Genomic DNA, 19370 nt, shown 5'->3' on the forward strand with positions numbered 1-19370 from the left:
AGCCCGCCCGCCTTTGCTAAACGCCTCCCTTCAGCAGCCTGTAAAGAACGTAATTGAGGATTCCCCCGTAGCGGTAGTAGGCGATCTCGTTGGCGGTGTCGAGGCGACAGGTGACGGTGATCTCCTCGCTGCGGCCGTCGGTCCGGAAGATGTTCAGGCGCAGATCCTGCCCCGGCAGGAGCGGGCCGTCCTGACCGGCCAGGTCGAAGGTCTCGCTTCCGTCGAGGGCAAGGGTTTTGCGGCTCTCCCCTTTTCGGAACTGCAGCGGGAGCACCCTCATGCCGATGAGGTTGGAGCGGTGGATCCGCTCGAAGCTCTCGGCGAGAACAGCTTTCACCCCCAACAGCAGCGTCCCCTTAGCGGCCCAGTCGCGGCTGGAACCGGTGCCGTATTCCTTACCGGCGACGATCACAAGGGGCTTTTCCTCCTGCGCATAGTGCATCGCCGCGTCGAAAATGCTCATCTCCTCGCCGCTGGGGATATGCCGGGTCATGCCCCCCTCCGTCCCCGGCACCATCTCGTTGCGCAGGCGGATGTTGGCAAAAGTGCCCCTCATCATCACCTCGTGGTTGCCCCGCCGCGACCCGTAGGAATTGAAATCGGCGGGGCCGATGCCCCGCTCCCGCAGGTAGACCCCGGCCGGGCTGCTCGCCAGGATCGCCCCGGCCGGCGAGATGTGGTCGGTGGTAATTGAGTCGCCGAGCAGGGCCAGGACGCGCGCGCCGGCGAAGCCCGTCAGGCCGGCTTCAGAAGGCTCCCTGAGGGCGAAAAAGGACGGCTCCTTGACGTAGGTCGACTCCGGCTCCCAGGCGTAGGTCTCGCCCTCGGGCACCGGCAGGGTGCGCCAGCTTTCCTCCCCGCTGAAGACGTCGGCGTACTTCTCGCGGAACATGCCCGCCGAGACGAGTTTCACCAGTTCGGCGATCTCGGCATCGCTCGGCCAGATGTCCCGCAGGTAGACGTCGCTGCCCTCCGGGTCCTGTCCGAGGGGCTCGCGGGTCAGGTCGATGCGCGTGGTGCCGGCCAGGCCGAAGGCGACGACCAGCGGGGGCGAGGCGAGCCAGTTGGCCCGGGTCTGGGAATGAACGCGCCCCTCGAAGTTGCGGTTGCCGGAGAGGACCGAGCAGACCGTCAGGTCGCCCTCGGCGATGGCGTCGGCGACAGGGCCGTTCAGGGGGCCCGAGTTGCCGATGCAGGTGGTGCAGCCGTAGCCGACCACGTTGTAGCCGAGCCGGTCGAGATAGCCCTGCAGGCCGGCCTTCTCGAGGTAGTCGGTGACCACTTTGGAGCCGGGCGCCATGGAGGTCTTGACCCACGGCTTGCGCCTCAGCCCTTTCTCCACCGCCTTTTTGGCGAGCAGCCCCGCACCCATCATCACCGCCGGGTTGGAGGTGTTGGTGCAGGAAGTGATCGCCGAGATTACCACGTCCCCCTGTTTGAGACGGTAATCGGAGCCGGCGACCGGCACGCTTTTATCGCCATCGCCCTCCGGGATCGCCGCTTCGGTGGCCTGTTTCATCGTCTCGAGGTCAACCCGGTCCTGGGGCCTTTTCGGGCCGGCCAGGCTCGGCTTGACCGTGGAGAGGTCGAGTTCCACCACGTCCGTGAAATGGGGATCAGGTGTGTCGTCGGAGCGCCACAGGCCCTGCGCCCTGGCATAGGCTTCGACCAGGGCGACGGTGGCGTCGTCGCGGCCGGAAAGGCGCAGGTAGTCGAGGGTCACCCCGTCGACGGGAAACCAGCCGCAGGTGGCGCCGTACTCGGGCGACATGTTGCCGATGGTCGCCCGGTCGGCCAGTGGCAGCCGGCCGAGACCGGTCCCGAAGAATTCAACGAACTTGCCGACCACCCCGAAGGAGCGCAGCATCTCGGTCACCGTCAGCACCAGGTCGGTGGCGGTGACCCCCTCGCGAAGGGCGCCGGTCATGCGGAAACCGACCACCTCGGGGATGATCATCGAGACCGGCTGGCCGAGCATCGCCGCCTCGGCCTCGATCCCGCCGACCCCCCAGCCGAGCACGGCCAGGCCGTTGATCATCGTCGTGTGGCTGTCGGTGCCGACCAGGGTGTCGGGATAGGCGAGACTCCTGCCCTCGCGCTCCTCGCACCAGACGGTGCGGGCGAGGTACTCGAGGTTGACCTGGTGGCAGATGCCGGTCCCCGGAGGGACGACGCGGAAATTGTCGAAGGCGAGCTGGCCCCAGCGCAGAAAGGCGTAGCGCTCGCGGTTGCGCTCCATCTCCCTCTCGACGTTATGAGCGAACGCTTCGGGCATGGCGTACTTGTCGACCATCACCGAGTGATCGATGACCAGGTCGACGGGGATCTGCGGGTTGATCATCCGCGGGTCGCCGCCGGCCCTCGCCACCGCGTCGCGCATCGCCGCAAGATCGACCACCGCCGGCACCCCGGTGAAGTCCTGCATCAGCACCCGCGCCGGGCGGAAGGCGATCTCGTGGTCGGAGCGCCGTTCCACCAGCCAGTCGGCCACGGCGCGGACGTCCTCCACCGTCACCGTCTCCCCGTCCTCGAAGCGCAGCAGGTTCTCCAGCAGCACCCGCAGGGTGAAGGGGAGTCGGGACAGGTCGCCGAGCCCCGCCTTTGACGCGGCCTCCAGGCTGAAGTAGTCGTATTCCCTGTCCCCCGCGCTCAGGCTGCGGCGGGTCTTCAGGCTGTCCTTTCCGGTCCATTTCATGTCCCATCCTTTCGAAAGGGAGGCGAAGGGGGGATATCACCAGTCTTTCTGCCGGTTCCGAATCAAATTCTAGCAGAAATGGAGGCCGCCGCCAGCCCGGCCCGTCACGCCACCCTTGCCATAATTGCCCGATTTTGCTAATAGATGGGCAACCGGTTCCCAGGAGGACAATGCATGGACACCCTTGAGACGCTGCTGCGGGAGACCTTTCTCGGCATCAGCCTCGGCCGCTTCGCCGCCGCCTTCGCCATCCTCATCCTTTCCCTTGTCCTGAAAAGGGTCTTTTCCCACTTCTACGACCGGGTGGTCGCCCCCCTGGCGCAGAAGACATCCAACCGCTACGACGACCAGTTTTTGCAAGGGGTGAAAAACCCGGCCGGGTTCATGGTGGTGATCGCCGGATTGTTCGTGGCGGTCCAGGTGCTGCATCTGCCGAGCGAGCCGATGGATCTGCACCGCTTCGCCGGCGCGGTCCTCAAGGTCCTGGTCACCTTCGACGTCGCCTGGTTCCTCTTAAACATGGTCGCCCTGCTCGAGGCCTACCTCGCCCAGTGGGTAACCCGCACCGAGTCGACCCTGGACGACCACCTGCTCCCCTTCATCCGCAAGAGCCTGCGGGTCTTCATTGTCTTTCTGGCCTTCATCATGACAGTCCAGAACCTCGGCTACTCGATCAGCGGCCTGCTCGCCTCCCTCGGCATCGGCGGCCTCGCCGTCGCTCTCGCCGCCAAGGACACCCTCTCCAACATCTTCGGCTCGATCATGATCATCCTGGACCGCCCCTTCCACATCGGCGACTGGATCAAGGCCGGCGAGATGGAGGGAGTCGTGGAGGAGGTCGGCTTCCGCTCCACAAAGATCCGCACCTTTTCCAAGACCCTGATCAGCGTCCCCAACAACGTCATCGCCAACACGGAAATCAACAACTTCAGCCGCATGCCGAAGCGGCGCATCAAGATGACCGTCGGCGTCACCTACGAGAGTTCCCCGGCGCAGATGCGCCGGGCGGTGGACGACATCCGCGCCATGCTGAAGGAACACCCGGCGATCCACCAGGAGTTCATGCTGGTCAACTTCACCGACTTCGGCCCCAGCTCTCTCGACATCCTCGTCTACTGCTTCACCACGACAACGGTCTGGGGAGAATACCTCGAGGCCCGACAGGACGTCTGCCTGAGGATCATGGACATTATCGACGGGCTGGGGATGGAGATCGCCTTCCCCAGCCGCAGCATCTATCTGCGCGGCGGGGAGCAGGAAGAACTGCCGGCGGCATCGGGCGCGAAGGCATAAAAAAAGGCGGGGATGCGTCCCCGCCCTTCTAACACAGACCTCGAATCACTTCACCTCGATCTGCCGGGGATCGGGCACGGCCTTTTTGGGGAGGACCACCTTGAGCACCCCCATTTCGCAGTTGGCGCGAACCCGGTCCTGAGACACCGTAGCCGGCAGAGAGAAGGACCGGCGGAAAGGGCCGTAGCACCGCTCGATACGGTGGTAGTTTAGCTTGTTCTCCTCCCGCTCCAGTTTGCGCTCTCCCTCGATGATCAGCAGTTGGTCCTCGATGTGAACGTCGATGTCCCGTTGTTGTACCTCGGGCAGTTCCATCTTGACCACCACCTCGTGCTCATCCTCGTAGATGTCCACCGGCGGCTGCCAGATCCCCTCTTCCTGAGGCTCGCCCGAGGCCCGGCTGCGGCTCATCTCGAACAGCCGGTTCATCTGCTCCTGCATCGCGGACAGTTCGCTCATCGGATCCCACTCCACCTCGGCCATGACGACACCTCCCTCACTGAATCTCCCCCGCTCGGCTGCACAACGCTTTTCAATATACCGCGAAATGTTTCGGGCGGAAAGGACCTTTGCCCCCCACGAACCTTTAGCGGGCATCTCTTCATCCCCACAAAAGCATTGATGGTTCAGGCTTTTTCATTTATCATCTCAAAACCATGAATACTGACCCTCCCAATCCTCCCCTGCGCATCCTCCTCGTCGAGGACTCCCCCACCCACACGGACCTTATCCGCGGCGCCCTGGCGAAGGGACCCCGTCCCGTTGCCCTGACCGAGGCGAGAGGCCTGGCCGAGGCCCAGAGACTGATCGCCTCATTCCCCCCCGACCTGGCCGTCATCGACATGCACCTGCCCGACGGCCGGGGATCGGACCTGCTGCAGAACTGCCCCCACCCCCTGCCCTGCCCCGTGGTGATCCTCACCGGCCAGGGGAGCGAGGAAGCTGCGGTGGAGACCCTCAAGGCCGGCGCCCTGGACTACGTGGTCAAATCGCCCCAGACCCTCGCGAACATGGGGCAGATCATCGACCGGGCGGTACGGGAATGGGGCCACGTCACCCGAAGGCGTCGGGCCGAGGTCGCCCTGAAGGAAAACGAACGGCTGCTCGGGGTCATTTTCGACCGGGCCTACCAGTACATGGGCCTGCTTGAACCGGACGGGACGCTCATCAAGATCAACCGGACGGCCCTGAAGGCCATCGGCGCAGAACCGGACGATGTCCTCGGCAGACCCTTCTGGGAGACAGTCTGGTGGACCCACTCCCCCGAGCTTCAGCAGCGGCTGCGGAAGGCCATCGAAAAGGCCGCCGGAGGGGAATTCGCACGCTTCGAGTCCTCCCACCCCTCGCCGCGGGGAAAGCATTTCCACCTCGACATCTCCATCCAGCCGGTCCGGGACGAGGACGGCCGGGTGGTCCTGCTCGTTCCCGAAGGCCGGGACATCACCGAGCGCAAGCACGCCGAGGAGGCCCAGCGCCTCAGCGAGAACCGGATCCGGGCGATGTTCGACAACATGGCCGCCGGGGTGGTCGCCACCAACGAGAAGGGGCTCATGATTGAGGTGAACGACCGCTGGCTGGAGATGCTCGGCCGCAGCCGGGAGGAAGTCATCGGCCACTCGCCCCTCGAATTCACCCATCCCGAGGACCGGGAGGAGAGCCGGAAAGTCCTCGACGAGGCTCTGTCCGGCATACGACCCACCTTCCGCATGGAAAAGCGCTACGTGCGCAGCGACGGCAGCGTTTTCTGGGGCGATCTCTCCACCACCAAGGTCTTCGATGAGCAGGGCTGCCTGCAGACCTCCATCAGCATCGTCTTCAACATCAGCCAGCGCAGAGCCGCCGAGGAGAGGCTGAAGGAGGCAAACCGGGAGCTGGAGGCCTTCGCCTACACCGTCTCCCACGACCTGCGCACCCCCCTCACCCCGATCATCGGCTTCGCCGAGGTGTTGCAGGAGAGATACCGGGACCGGCTCGATGCCGAAGGGCTTGGCCTACTGAAGACGATCACGGCCGAGGGGCGCAAGATGATGGCCCTGATGGAAGACCTGCTCGGCCTGGCCAAAGTGGGCAGGCTGGAGCGGCCCGCCGAGCCGGTCGACGCGGAGGAAGTGGTGCGGGAGGTCCTGACCCGGCTCGGCAGCCGCATCGCCCAGGCGGGCGCCAGGATCGAAACGAAGAGCCTGCCGGCGGCGCGGATTCCGAAAACCCTCCTCCAGCAGATCTTCGAGAACCTGATCGGAAACGCCCTGCGTTACGGCGTTGAGGGTGGGAACGGTATCGAGATCGGCGGGACCCGCAGCGACGGCCGGGTCCGCTATTTCGTCCGCGACCACGGCCGGGGCATCCCCGAGGCTGAGCGGGACCGCATTTTCGAGCCCTTCTTCCGGGGCACGACGGGGGACGGGCAGCCGGGAACCGGCATCGGCCTTTCCATCGTGCAGAAAATAGCCCGGCTCCACGAGGGCCGGGCCTGGGTGAAGGAAACCCCCGGCGGGGGCTGCACCTTCTGGGTAGAGATGGCCGACTGAAGGATTTTTTCTCGGAAAGCCCCGCCCGAGGCCCCGTCAGATCCCCGCCGCGACCTCCGCGGTCATCAGGCCCGCGACCTCCCCGGCCGGCAGAGGCCGGCAGAAGAGAAACCCCTGCCCCTGCCGGCACCCCTTCTCAAGCAGCACCCCCACCTGCTCCTTCGTCTCCACCCCCTCGGCGATCACATCGAGCCTCAGATTACGCGCAAGGGCGATAATCGACGCGGCGATCGCAGCGTCGTCCGGGTTGACGGCGATCTCTGCCACGAAAGAACGGTCGATTTTCAGTTTGGATATGGGAAAGCGCTTCAGGTAGCTGAGGGACGAGTAGCCCGTTCCGAAGTCGTCGATCGAAAGGTGCACCCCCATCGCCTTGAGGGCACCGAGGGTCGCGATGGCCCCCTGCACGTCCTCCATGAGGAGCCCTTCGGTGATCTCCAGTTCCAGCAGCTCGGGGTCGAGTCCCGTCTGTCCGAGGACGCGCTCGACCCGCTCGACGAAGCGAGCCCCGCGAAACTGGCGGGGGGAGATATTGACTGCCATTCTGACGGGCGGCGAACCGGCGTCCTGCCAGGCCCTGGCCTGGCTGCAGGCGCGTTCCAGCACCCACTCACCGAGGGGGACGATCAGGCCCGTCTCTTCGGCCAGGGGGATGAAATCGCCCGGGGGGACAAGGCCCCGAGTCGAGTGCTCCCAGCGAAGCAGCGCCTCCACGCCGACGATCGCGCCCGTCTCCAGGTCGTGCTGCGGCTGGTAGTGGAGCAGGAACTGGTCTTCCTCCAGACCCGCGCGGAGACTTGCCTCCATCACCAGCGACTCCTCGGTTCGAACGTTCAGGGTCGGGGCGTAAAACTGGTACGTGTTCCGCCCCTGGGCCTTGGCATGGTACATGGCGATATCGGAGTTTTTCAGCAGGGCGTCCAGGCTCTCCCCGTCATCAGGGAAGAGACTGATTCCGATGCTCGTGGTAATGAAAAGCTTGTGCCCCTCCAGGACGAACTCCCCGGCCAACGCCCGCAGGATCTTCCGGGCCACCTCAGCTGCCCCCCCTGCGTTCTCGACCCCCTCGAGAACGACGAGGAATTCGTCACCGCCCTGCCGGGCGACCGTGTCGGCCTCGCGGACGCACCCCCGCAGGCGTTCGGCAACCTTCATCAGCAACCGGTCTCCGGCGGGATGCCCGAGGGAATCGTTGATGTTCTTGAACCGGTCGAGGTCGAGAAAGAGGAGGGCGACCTTCCGCTCCTGGCGGCGCGCCTTGCCCATTGCCTGCTTCAAGCGGTCCCGGAGGAGGGCCCGGTTGGGCAGGCCGGTCAGGGGGTCGTGAAAGGCCAGATGCTGCAGCCACTTGTCGTTTTCCTCGAGAAGGGCTTCCACCTGAAGGCGTTCAGTAATGTCGCGAGAAGACTCGATGACCCCCCGCAGGGTGCCGTCATCGTTCCACAGGGGGGAGGCCTCCACTTCGAAAATCCGCCGCTCGCCGTCGCCTAAAAAGTGGTGATGGATTACCCGGGCCGCCTCCCCGCTCTTGCGGACCGTGTCAAGGGGACAGGGATGGGCCTCCCCATGGCAGGGGTGCTGAGAATGGTGGGAAACCTGGTAGCAGAAAAGATCCCCGTCGGACGGGGTCGATTCGGGGAGGTGGGCGGCCGCCGCCGCGTTCATCAGAAGAACGCGGAAATCGGGAGCGATGACCATGATCGGGTCCTGGACCCCGTCGATCACCGCCTGGAGGAACTCCTTATCCTTGCGGGACTCTTCCCGGGCCCTGCGGTCCTGGAGCTTGAGGAGCCACCGGCCCATGGTGCGGGCGACGATGGCGGGCAACTCCGCCAGGGTGTTTTCGCTCTTGACGACGTAGTCGAGGGCCCCGTCCCTCATCGCCTGAACGGCCTCCGCTTCATCGCCGGCCCCGGTCAGGATCACGACCGGATAGGGCGCCTGGTCGGGGTCTTCGGGCAGAAGCTTCGTCCCCCTCCCGTCGGGCAGCACCAGATCGGCAATGACCAGGTCGGGGACCGAATCGGCAAGGCGGGAACGGGCCTGCGCAAGAGAGGTCGCGACACTGACCCGCATCGGTTGGGTCCCGCACGATTCGACCGCCTGGCGGATCATCTCGGCCTGGCTGGCCGAATCTTCGACGAGGAGGATGTGGATGTCTTGAGATATCACCGCGGTTCAGTCCCACCCATCCGGTTCACCCAGCAGCTTCTTCCCCTTCTCCCGCAGTTCAGAGATCCTGAAGGGCTTATTGACAAAATCGTCGGCACCGGAGTCGAGAGCCACCGCCCTTTCGTTCTCCCCGCTTTTCGCCGTCATGATGATGATCTTGCACGACGAGGTTGCGGGATCGTCTTTCAGGATCCGGGCGACCTCGAAACCGTCTTTTTCCGGCATCATGACATCGAGAACGACCAGGTCGGGCTTTTTCCTTCTCGCCTCCTCGATCGCCCCGCTTCCGTCTTCGGCATGGAAAAGGCACACCTCCGGGGCGGTAAAGGCGAACCCGGCCAGGCGCCGTATCTCCGGCTGGTCATCGACGATGAGGACTCTCTTCTTTTCCCTGCTCGACACTCTTATATCCTTCTCTCGTTCCTATGACCGGGAGCTGTTTTCGAAACATCGCTTCACGCATGCGAGGAATTCATCGGGTCGGCAGGGCCTGACGCTGGGAACAGCCTCGAAACGATCAGGGCCCGCATGGGGCTCCTCCCCTTCGGGCAGTTTCACGGCAATTACCGGGAGTGTTTGTGCAACTCTCTCGACCTGCTCATACAACAGGGCATTCTCCTCGGCCAGAGAGGCCTGACTGATCACCAGCAGATGGGCACCGGTCGAGTCCTCCCGACAAAGGGATATCCAGTTCACCGCCTCCTCCAGCCCCCTGAAATAGGTCACCTGGAAGTCAGCGAGGTCGAGAAAAAAGAGGACTGTCTTGACGCTCCCCGGATAGGGGAACGCATCGACGACAAGTACATGCCCTGGGGCCATCAGTACCCTCCTGGTCGGCGCGACAGAGGTGGAAAAGTGGAATCCGGCCCGGCACCAACAGAGTGGTAAAAAAAAGCATTTATGATGCCAAAAAAGAGGAGAGGCTTCGGAAGGCGGAAAACTGGGGGGGGATGCGGAGGACAGGAGGAGGGGGTTCCGCCCGAAGAGATACAACCAAAGACGCAACTGGCCCCGATGTTTCTTAATGATACGCCCAGGCGAGCACCTCGCCCCCCTGCAACCTCCCGCGGAAGGTGGCCCCGCCCCCCTTAAGGGAGAGTCGTTTCATTAAAAAGAAGAGCCACAACCTGGACTGCTTTTACAATCCTGGTTGTGGCTCTTAGGGGAAAAGGGGGCGCAAAAAGAGAGATCTAGCGGCTGGTCTTTTTGAGGCGCTTGCTCAGGGCCTGCTGGGAGATACCGAGCAGGCCGGCAGCAATACTCTGGTTGCCTTTGGATCGTTTCATCGCTTCGCCGACGAGTAGGTCGGTCGTCTCAACAATGGTCGGCAGGCGCTGCGGAAAGACAAGGGCGGCTGGGGGGAGGACGCCCTCCCCGGCGGTAAGACCGATCTTCTGGCGAAAAGACTCCATCGAAAGGACTTTGGTACGGTGCAGGCTCACCGCGTCGTAGACCATGGCCCGCAGCTCCCGCACGTTGCCGGGGAAATGATGAGTGGCGAGGAGAACGGCAAGCTCGGCAGTGGGGGTTGGCGTCTTCTTGCCGAGCCCCCGGGCCGCCTCATCGAGAAAGGCGTCGAGGAGCAGGGGGATGTCCTCGGTGCGCTCCCGCAGGGGGGGCAGGTGCACCTGGTGGGAGCGGACGCGGAAGTAGAGGTCTTTCCGGAAGGCGCCCGCGTCCTGCCGGGCAGCGAGGTCGCGGTTGGTGGCGCAGAGGATCCGCGCGTTGCTCCGCTTCGGAAGGTCGGAGCCGAGGGGGAGATATTCCCCTTCCTGCAGCAGGCGCAGGAGCTTGACCTGGGAGGCCGGGCTCAGATCGCCGACCTCGTCGAGAAAGAGGGTGCCCCCCTGCGCCCGCTCTATCATGCCGGGCCGGGCCCTGTCCGCCCCGGTGAAGGCCCCTCTGGTATGGCCGAAGAGGGTGTCCGAGAAGACCTGGTCGTCGAGCCCCGCCGCGTTGACAGCGACCCACGGCCCGGCGGGGGTCCCCAACTCGTGGAGAGCCCGGGCGATCAGCTCCTTACCGGTGCCGCTTTCGCCGGTAATCAGCACCGGCTCGCCGCTGGGCGCCACCGCCTCGGCATAGAGGAAGAGCGCCTCCATCTTCGGGCTGCGGGTGATGATGGCGGAGAAAGCCTCCGGGTTCTCCAGTTCGCCCGCTTGATCCACTCTGCGCAAGGCGGAGTTCTCGCGGCGCAGAGCATAGACGTCCAGCGCCCGCCGCACCCCGGCGAGCAGGCGCTCCTCCTCACCGGTCTTGACGTAGAAGTCGAAGGCCCCCCGTTTCATGCACTCGACGGCGGTCTCCACCGTATTCATGCCGGTAAGGATGATGACCGGAACCTCGGGGTGCTCCTCGGCAATCATCATCAACAGCTCCCGGCCGGAAAGATGGGGCATGGTCAGGTCGAGAAGAATCAGGCTTACCTCCTGACCGGCCAGAATTCCCATCACATCCCGGCTGTCATGGCACTGGAGGACGTGGTTGATCCCTGCGGAACCCCCGAGGGACAACGAGAGACTGCGCAACCAGGACGACTCGTCGTCGACGAGGAGGATCGGCAGATCCGGGAAAAGTTTCCTGCTCATCTTCAGTCCTTCTCCTGAAAAACGGGAACTTCCAGAGTCGCCGTCGTCACTTTGCCCACGGTCGAGGAAAAGGCAAGCTTGGCGCCCATGTCCATGGCAATGCGGGAGGAAATGGAGAGACCGAGCCCGCTCCCCCCCTCTTCCCGCCGGGAGGTGTAGAAGGGTTCGGTGATGCGGGGGAGGTCCTCCGGGGCAATCCCGACCCCCTCGTCCCGGACCTCCAGCACCACCCTGTTCCGGTCTTCGTCGAAACGGGTCCTGATGCGAATCCCCCTGTCCTTCCCCTGCAGTGCATGATAGGCATTGGTAACCAGGTTGACCGTCACCTGGACCGTCCCCTGAAAATCCCCATACGCCGCGGGCAGCCCCGCGCCATAATCAGCCACGAAATGGTCCGTCGCCTTGCGAACGGTACTGCCGGCAAGACGCAGTGCCGCCTCCACCGCCTCGTTCATGTCAAAGGGCCCGAGTTGCTGGGCTCTCGTCGGGCGGGAGAAGTCCTTCATGTCCTCGACGATGTGAGCGATGCGGCGGGAGGCGTCGAGCATTTCAGATAAGAGGAGCGGGATTTCGTCCCGCAGTTCCGAATAGGCCCATTCGCCCATAGTAAAGTCGCCATCCTGCCGGTAGCGCTCCTCCAAGGCCTCCAGTCCGACCGGCGCCGCTTTGGCGAGGATCGAGGCGTTGACCCTGACCAGAGCGTTGGGGTTGTTGATCTAGTGGGCCACCCCGGCGGCCAGTTCGCCGAGGGCCGCCAGGCGGCTCGAACGTTCGGCCTCCTCGCGAAGCCGAACTTGTTCGGTGATGTCGCTGGCAATCTCGATGACATTGATCACCCCCCCCGCCGAATCCTTCAGGGGAATCGCTTTGAGGTGCCAGCTGCGGCCGTCGCCCTTGGCAAACGTCCTCTCCACGATCTCTCCGCTGCGGAATGTTTCGACGGCAGGGCAGATGCCACAGGGGGTCGTGCGGTTGTGCCATGCCGAGTAGCAGGTCTCTCCGCTCAGGAACGCAGTGGAGGATGGGCGGAGGGCCGCGGCCGCCTGGTTGGCCCAGACAACTTCCAGGTCGGGAGAAAGGAGGACGATCACGTCGGGGATGCCGTCGAGCAGGGTACGAAACTCTTGCGAAACCCTTTTGAACTCCCCTTCGCTGCGGCGCAGGGATTCTTCGACCTGCTTGCGCTCCGTGATGTCCGTGATAATCCCTTCGAGAAAGAGCATCTCCCCGCCTTCGGAAAATATGCCTCTTCCCAACTCTGCAACCCACCGCTGCTTTCCCCCGGCGGTGCGGATGCGATATTCCAACTGAAAGGGCCGTTTCTTCACAAGGGAAGCCTTGATCATATGCCACACCCTTTCCCGGTCATCCGGGTGAATGATGTGAGCATAAGACACCTTATGACTGTCGAGCAGGTCTTCGGGCAGATAACCGGTCAGGTCGCGGCAGCCCTCGCTGACAAAATCCATTGTCCAGGCGCGGTCGTTCCTACAGCGGTAAGCCATCCCCGGGAGGTTGGCCATCAGCGTGGCGAGCCTTCTTTCACTCTCCCGCACCGCCTCTACGGCCAGCTTGCGTTTGGAGATGTCCCGGATCGACTCGATTGCGCCAATGACATTCCCCTCGGTATCGTACAGGGGCGAGGCGACTCCCCAGAGATACTTCCCCGCGCGATTCTCCGCGGGAGGCAGGAAGGCCTCCCCCATGACCCTGCCGTCCTCTGTCCTGGCCACGCCGTAGAAGGTTTCAAGGTCCCGGTCGTCGCTTTCGACCAGGTCGATCAGGATCGGCCGGCGTTCCCCCCAGAACGGCAGCGCATAGGCATAATCCCCCTGCCCGAGGACCTCCTCCTTGGGCACTCCGGTCATCTCCTCGACGGCCCGGTTCCAGGCGACCACCCGCTTTTCCCGGTCGATGACGAAGGTGGCGTCGGGGAGGAAGTCGATGATGTCGGCCAGGCGCCGGTGGGTGGTCTGCAGATCTTCTTCAACCACCTTGCGCTCGGTGATGTCGAGCGTCGTCCCGACAATCCGCACAGGCTTGCCCGCCGCGTCGCATTGGACTTCGCCCTGCACGTCGAAATGCCGGACGCTGCCGTCGGCGAGGATGACGCGATGCTCGAGCCGATAGGCGCGCTCCCCGGTCAGGGCCCGATCAAAAGCCCGCTGCATATCCTCTCGGTCATCGGAATGGATGAGTTCGAACAATTGCTCGGCGGTAGGCGTAAAGGCGGCTGGCTCCTGCCCGACGAGGCGATACATCTCGTCGGACCAAAAAATATCGCCGGTCTCGAGGTCGGTATCCCAGCTGCCCACGCGGGCGATCCGCTGGGCTTCCGCCAGGCTGGCCCGGCTCTTCTACAGTTGCCGCCGGTATTCCACGCGCTCGGTGATGTCCATGTGGGTGCCGAGCAGGCGCAGCGGCTGCCCCTCCCTGGTACGCTCGACCGCCTCGCAGCAGGAAAGGATGTGCCGGTACGCGCCGTCTTTGGTCCGCATGCGGAACTCGGCCATGTAGCTCCGGCCGTTGTCGAAAAAATCCTCGGCTGTGGCAATCGCCTGTTCGCGGTCATCCGGGTGCAGCAACTCGGCCCAGGATTCATAGGAGGCTTCAAGCTCGTCCGACTCGTAACCGAGCATCTGGTAATACCTGGAGCTGAAATAGGTTTCTCCGGTCTCGGTGTTCAAGTCCCAGACCCCCTGGTTGGAGACCTGCAGGGCCAGGGCCAGGCGCTTCTCGCTCTCCTGCAGGCGCCGTTCCACCTCTTTGCGCTCGGTGATGTCCTGAATCATGGCGACGGACCGCATCGGCCCGTGCCCCGCCTGGGGCAGGTAGGCGACCGAAACTTGCCCCCAGACCGTGGATCCGTTCTTGCGCAGATAGCGCTTTTCCATTTCGATGTGCCGCCGCTGCCCGGCGGTGGCCTCGTCGATCTGCCGCGCGGTCAACTCGAGGTCCTCGGGGTGGGTCACATCGGCCACGGTGAGCTGTTGCAACTCGGCCTGGCTGTAGCCGAGGAGCCGGCACAGAGCCGGGTTGACATGATCAATCTTGCTTCCGGCTGAGAAGGTCGCCATGCCGACCGCGGAAGCCTCGAAAATTGTCCGGAACCACTCCTCGCTTTCGCGCAGCGCCCTTTCGGAGCGCTCGCGGGCAATGGCGCTGCCGAAGATCTCGCCGACGGTCTTGAGCCGGTTCAGCGTATCGTCATCCCAGGATTTCTCCGCATGGACGCTGTCAAACCCGAGCAGGCCGATCTGCTGTTCGGCCACGTAGATCGGCACCCCTGCCAGAGTGCGTATGCCATGTGCCTGCCAGAGTTCCTTTTCCGTCTGCGCCTCAGAGGGCAAGTCATCGACCCGCGGTACATAGAGCACCTTCTGGCTCCTGATCTTCTCCAGGTACCAGGGCAGATCGCTTAAATTGACGGCCTGCTTCTCCTCCCGGGCTGCTGGAACACCCTCCGCGCACACCTCGTTGGTGCAGGACGCATGCATTCCGCCCGGGGTACGCAAGAAGACATAGCTGCGGTCCGCTGCGATAAATTCGCCAAGTTCCTGCAGTGCCAGATCGATGCCCTGATTTATCTCTTCAGAGGGGAGTTCAACGAACCGGGTTGAGATATTGGCGATGAGTTTCTCGAAAGCCTCTCTGAATTCCAGTTCCCGATTAGCTGTCAGGTACCGCAACCGTTCCAGACCCATTCGGATGAGCACATCCAGAAAATGGGAGTGGAAGGCGAGGATTTCCTCGACCCGCTCCCGGGAGAAGATCGGCACCCGGCGCAACGCCTCGAGATAGACCTCCTCGTCGAAGCCGTGCTCCAGGGCCTGCGCCCTGAAGAACGCTTCGTCGGGGGGCTGGTAGAGGAACTGGCCGAGGTACAGGTTGGCGAGATGGTTGCCTTCGATGATGACCGGCATGCAGGCATCGATCAGGCCGTTTTGGCAGGTGTATTCGATGAAGCCGCAGGAGGGGAGTTCGGCATCGCCCGTCAGGTAGCGATCGATATAGGCGTCGCTCTCCCGGCAGCGCCGTGCGGTGGCCGGATGGACACGATGGAACTTGGTGCAGATGTCCTGCCAACCCGCCGCCAGCAGCACCGTCCCGTCGACGTCGATCATCCCCACGGGGATCCCCGCCGCCGCGTACAGACTGTCCACCATCGTCCGCACGGCGGGCAGGTCGATCAGGTCGGAGAGTCGATATTGCATACCATCATCCTTGAAGATACACACTGAACTCGTGCGCTCGGCCCCACCCCGGATGTCCCTGAAGGGCCCCCGAATTGAGCTCTACACAAACAAGTAGACTGAGACATGGTTTGACAATATTCAGACAAAAAGGATTAAAAGTCCATAAAATTACGGCAATTTAACTATTTACATGTTTGGCTTTTTGACTGCAAGGAAGGAAAATAGGCGGGGTTTAGGCAGGTGACATATGTGTTTTCTGGCCAGAAGAAGCCAGTGCTCACGGCAAGAGGCTGTACCGTCACTCCAGATAATATTCAACCAGAAGGCCGTCACCGGGCTTTTCGGGCATTCTGTTTTTTCTCCACCTCCAAAATCCGCACCGTCGTCGCCAGGACGGTGTCGGGGTTGAGGGAGAGGCTGTCGATGCCGCACTCCACCAGAAACTCGGCGAACTCGGGATAGTCGCTCGGGGCCTGGCCGCAGATGCCGATCTTGCGCCCCGCCCTCTTCACCCGGGCGATGACGTCGGCGATCATCGTCTTCACCGCGGCGTTGCGCTCGTCGTAGAGGTGGGCGACGATCTCCGAGTCGCGGTCGAGGCCGAGGATCAGCTGGGTGAGGTCGTTGCTGCCGATGGAGAAGCCGTCGAAGATTTCCGCGAACCCCTCGGCGAGGACCACGTTAGACGGGATCTCGCACATCACGAAGACCTCCAGGCCGTCCTTCCCCCGCTCCAGCCCCGCCTCCGCCATCACATCCAGACCCTTCCGCCCCTCCTCCACGGTTCGACAGAAAGGGATCATGAGCTTGACGTTGCTCAGCCCCATCTCCTCCCGCACCCGCCGCATGGCCCTGCACTCGAGCAAAAAGCCCTCCCGGTAGCGCTCGTCGTAGTAGCGCGAGGCGCCCCGGAAGCCGATCATGGGGTTGGACTCCTGCGGCTCGAAGGCCGCCCCCCCGAGGAGCCCCGCGTACTCGTTGGTCTTGAAATCGCTCATGCGCACGATGACGTCGTTCGGGTAGAAGGCGGCGGCGAGGGTCGCCACCCCCTGGGCGAGCTTGTCGACGAAGAAGGCGGCCCCGTCGGGGTAGCCTTCGGTCAGTCGTTCGATGCGCCGCCGCTCCCCCCGGTCCGCGATCCGGTCGGGATGCAGCAAGGCGAGGGGGTGGGCCTGGATGGCGGTGTTGATGATGAACTCCAGGCGCGCCAGGCCGATGCCGTCGTTGGGGATGCGGGAGAGGCCGAAGGCCTGCTCCGGGTCGCCGAGGTTCATCATGATCTTCGTCCGGGGCCGCTCCAGGGTGCCGAGGTCGGTCTGCTCCACGTCGAAGGGGAGAATTCCCTCGTAGACGAGGCCCGTCTCCCCGCCAGCGCAGGAGACGGTCACATCCTGCCCCTCTTTGAGCACGGCGGTGCCGTCGCCGGTGCCGATGACGCAGGGCAGCCCCAGTTCCCGGCTGACGATCGCCGCGTGGCAGGTGCGCCCGCCGCGGTTGGTGACGATCGCCGCCGCTTTTTTCATGACCGGCTCCCAGTCGGGGTCGGTCATGTCGGTGACCAGGACGCGCCCGGGCTCGAAGCGCCCGATGGCGTGGGCGTCCTTGATGACCATCGCTTTTCCCGCGCCGATCCGGTTGCCGACGCTCTTGCCGGTGGCGAGGACCTGGCCCTCCCCCTGCAGGCGGTAGGTCTCCAGGACCTGGCCCCGGCGCAGGGACTGGACCGTCTCGGGGCGGGCCTGGAGGATATAGAGTTCGCCGGACTCGCCGTCCTTGCCCCACTCGATGTCCATGGGACGGCGGTAGTGGTCCTCGATGACGCAGGCCAGGCGCGCCAGCTGCAGCGCCTCCTCCTCCACGAGGCAGAAGCGGCGCCGCTCCTCTGCAGGGACCGCCACCTCCCGGGTGGTGGCCTTCGCCCCCCCCTCGGTATAGACGACCTTCTTTTCCTTGCTCCCCAAAGTGGCGCGCAGCAGGGGTCGGAAGCCCTGGGCCAGGGTTGGTTTGAAGACGGTGTACTCGTCGGGGTTGACCGCCCCGGCGACGACATTCTCCCCCAACCCCCAGGCGGCGTTGATCAACACGACACCCTCGAAGCCGCTCTCCGTGTCGAGGGTGAACATGACCCCGGCGCACCCCTTGTCCGAGCGCACCATCTTCTGCACGCCGACGGAGAGGGCCACGGCGGAATGGTCGAAGCCCTTGTCCTGGCGATAGGAGATGGCGCGGTTGGTGAAGAGGGAAGCGAAGCAGTTGCGGCAGGCCTCGAGCAGCTCCTCGACGCCGCGGATGTTGAGGTAGGTCTCCTGCTGGCCCGCGAAGGAGGCGTCGGGGAGGTCTTCGGCGGTGGCGCTGGAGCGCACCGCCACGTCGCAGTCCTCGCCGAAGCGTTCTTCCAGCCGACCGTAGGCCCGGCGAACGGCCTCCTCGAGCCCCGCGGGAAGGGGGGCCGAGCGTAGCGCCCGGCGGATGCGCCGCCCCACGGAAGCGAGGTTGGCCATGGTCTCGGTGTCAAGCTCGCCCAACAGCCGCTCCAGCTTTCCCTCGAGGCCGGCCTCCCGGAGAAAGAGGCGGTAGGCGTCGGCGGTCACCGCGAACCCCGGCGGCACCCGTACCCCCCCGGGGCCGAGGTGGCGCACCATCTCCCCGAGGGAGGCGTTCTTGCCCCCGACCCGGGGGACGTCCTTCAGGCTGACTTCCTCGAACCACAGGACCAGGTCTTCACGGGCCATGACTTTCTCCTCTTTGCCGTCCTGCCTCAATCTTGGCAGAAGTTCCTAAAGCCACTTTTTGCGCCGGAAAAAGCCGAACATGGCCCCGCCCAGCACCACGACCGCCAGCCAGAAGGCGGCATAGCCCCAACGCCACTTCAGTTCGGGGATGTGCTCGAAGTTCATGCCGTAAATGCCGGCCAGAAAGGTCAGGGGAATAAAGATGGTGGCGATGATAGTGAGGACTTTCATGACCTCGTTCATGCGGTTGCTGATACTCGACAGGTAGAGGTCGAGCAGGCCGCCGATGAGGTCGCGAAAGGTCTCCACCGTGTCCACCACCTGGATGGTGTGGTCGTAGACGTCGCGCAGGAAGACCCCCGTCGCCTCGGTCACCAGGGGAGTCTCGTCCCGCTGCAGGGCCGCGAGGACCTCACGCAGGGGCCAGACGGACTTGCGCAGCAGGATCATCTCCCGCTTGAAGGCGTGGATCTTCTGCAGCGACTCGGGGGTGGCCTCGACGATCAATTCGTCCTCCATGCGCTCGAGCTGGTCGCCGATCTTCTCGAGGATGACGAAATAGCTGTCGACGATGGCGTCGAGCAGGGCGTAGGCCAGATAGTCGGGGCCCATTCGCCGGATGCGCCCCTTACCGCTGCGCAGGCGCTCGCGCACGCCGTTGAAGACGTCCCCCGCCTCTTCCTGGAAAGAGAGGACGTAGCCTGAACCGAGGACGAAGCTGACCTGCTCGGTGCGGATCTCGCCGGCCTCCTCGTCGTGGAAGAGCATCTTGGCGACAAGAAAGAGGTAGTCCCCGTAGTCCTCGAGCTTGGGCCGCCCGCCGGTATTGAGGATGTCCTCAAGGACCAGGGGGTGCAGGCCGTACTTCTTGCCGAAAGCCTCGATCAGGGGCACATCGTGGAGACCGTCGAGGTTGAGCCAGGACACCCCGCCCGCCCCGGTCTCCCTCGCCTCGGAAGGGCTCCGGAGGGCGCCCTCCTCCAGCCGCTCCGGACCGTAGCTGATAAGGGTGATCCGGGCCTTCTCCCCCTTCTTCTCCCCGATGTGCACCAGGGTGCCCGGGGCCGCACCCACCTTTTTCTTCCTCACCGGAGCAAGTCGTCTCCTCATTCCAGCCCCCTCTACAAAAGGCAACAAACCGCATGTCTTTTCATAAAGTTACCCCA

General features: G+C 64.0%; 13 protein-coding genes. 2 read left to right on the top strand and 11 right to left on the bottom strand.

Features of this window, described 5'->3' with window-relative positions; all coding sequences use genetic code 11:
- Positions 1 to 16 precede the first annotated feature (16 nt).
- Positions 17 to 2695, bottom strand: coding sequence for an aconitate hydratase AcnA (gene acnA, locus C0617_RS00575; protein ID WP_291315075.1), 2679 nt, complete (start codon positions 2693 to 2695; stop codon positions 17 to 19).
- Positions 2696 to 2869: 174 nt separating this feature from the next.
- Here acnA and C0617_RS00580 point away from each other — a divergent pair, with 174 nt between their 5' ends.
- Positions 2870 to 3988, top strand: a complete 1119-nt coding sequence (locus C0617_RS00580) for a mechanosensitive ion channel family protein (protein ID WP_291315076.1) — start codon at positions 2870 to 2872, stop codon at positions 3986 to 3988.
- A gap of 45 nt (positions 3989 to 4033) precedes the next feature.
- Here C0617_RS00580 and C0617_RS00585 read toward each other — a convergent pair whose 3' ends face one another.
- On the bottom strand, positions 4034 to 4471 hold the full coding sequence (locus C0617_RS00585; protein ID WP_291315077.1) for an Hsp20/alpha crystallin family protein: 438 nt from the start codon (positions 4469 to 4471) through the stop codon (positions 4034 to 4036).
- A gap of 173 nt (positions 4472 to 4644) precedes the next feature.
- On the opposite strand from C0617_RS00585, the gene C0617_RS00590 reads away from it, so the two are divergent.
- Positions 4645 to 6516: a PAS domain S-box protein gene (locus C0617_RS00590; protein WP_291315078.1), complete on the top strand. Its 1872-nt coding sequence runs from the start codon at positions 4645 to 4647 to the stop codon at positions 6514 to 6516.
- A 36-nt stretch (positions 6517 to 6552) separates the two neighbouring features.
- On the opposite strand, the gene C0617_RS00595 is transcribed toward C0617_RS00590, so the two are convergent.
- The 9 genes from C0617_RS00595 to corA all read right to left on the bottom strand — a co-directional run bounded on the left by C0617_RS00595 (position 6553) and on the right by corA (position 19314).
- Positions 6553 to 8688, bottom strand: a complete 2136-nt coding sequence (locus C0617_RS00595; RefSeq protein ID WP_291315079.1) for an EAL domain-containing protein — start codon at positions 8686 to 8688, stop codon at positions 6553 to 6555.
- A 6-nt stretch (positions 8689 to 8694) separates the two neighbouring features.
- Positions 8695 to 9090 (bottom strand): response regulator, encoded by a 396-nt coding sequence (locus tag C0617_RS00600; protein ID WP_291315080.1) that lies wholly within the window; start codon positions 9088 to 9090, stop codon positions 8695 to 8697.
- A 21-nt stretch (positions 9091 to 9111) separates the two neighbouring features.
- Positions 9112 to 9507, bottom strand: coding sequence for a hypothetical protein (locus C0617_RS00605; RefSeq protein ID WP_291315081.1), 396 nt, complete (start codon positions 9505 to 9507; stop codon positions 9112 to 9114).
- A gap of 371 nt (positions 9508 to 9878) precedes the next feature.
- Positions 9879 to 11276 carry a sigma-54 dependent transcriptional regulator gene (locus C0617_RS00610; protein ID WP_291315082.1) on the bottom strand — a complete coding sequence of 466 codons (1398 nt, stop codon included), beginning with the start codon at positions 11274 to 11276 and terminating at the stop codon, positions 9879 to 9881.
- 2 nt (positions 11277 to 11278) lie between these two features.
- Positions 11279 to 11917 (bottom strand): ATP-binding protein, encoded by a 639-nt coding sequence (locus tag C0617_RS00615; RefSeq protein ID WP_291315083.1) that lies wholly within the window; start codon positions 11915 to 11917, stop codon positions 11279 to 11281.
- A gap of 75 nt (positions 11918 to 11992) precedes the next feature.
- A complete protein-coding gene (locus C0617_RS00620; RefSeq protein WP_291315084.1) occupies positions 11993 to 13591 on the bottom strand; it encodes a PAS domain-containing protein in 1599 nt (532 codons plus the stop codon).
- Between the two features lie 42 nt (positions 13592 to 13633).
- Positions 13634 to 15490 carry a PAS domain S-box protein gene (locus C0617_RS00625; RefSeq protein ID WP_291315085.1) on the bottom strand — a complete coding sequence of 619 codons (1857 nt, stop codon included), beginning with the start codon at positions 15488 to 15490 and terminating at the stop codon, positions 13634 to 13636.
- A gap of 311 nt (positions 15491 to 15801) precedes the next feature.
- Positions 15802 to 18204, bottom strand: a complete 2403-nt coding sequence (gene ppsA / locus C0617_RS00630; protein ID WP_291315086.1) for a phosphoenolpyruvate synthase — start codon at positions 18202 to 18204, stop codon at positions 15802 to 15804.
- A 45-nt stretch (positions 18205 to 18249) separates the two neighbouring features.
- Positions 18250 to 19314, bottom strand: coding sequence for a magnesium/cobalt transporter CorA (gene corA, locus C0617_RS00635; protein WP_291315087.1), 1065 nt, complete (start codon positions 19312 to 19314; stop codon positions 18250 to 18252).
- Positions 19315 to 19370 lie beyond the last annotated feature (56 nt).

This window comes from Desulfuromonas sp. (assembly GCF_002868845.1).
Taxonomy (GTDB): domain Bacteria; phylum Desulfobacterota; class Desulfuromonadia; order Desulfuromonadales; family BM501; genus BM501.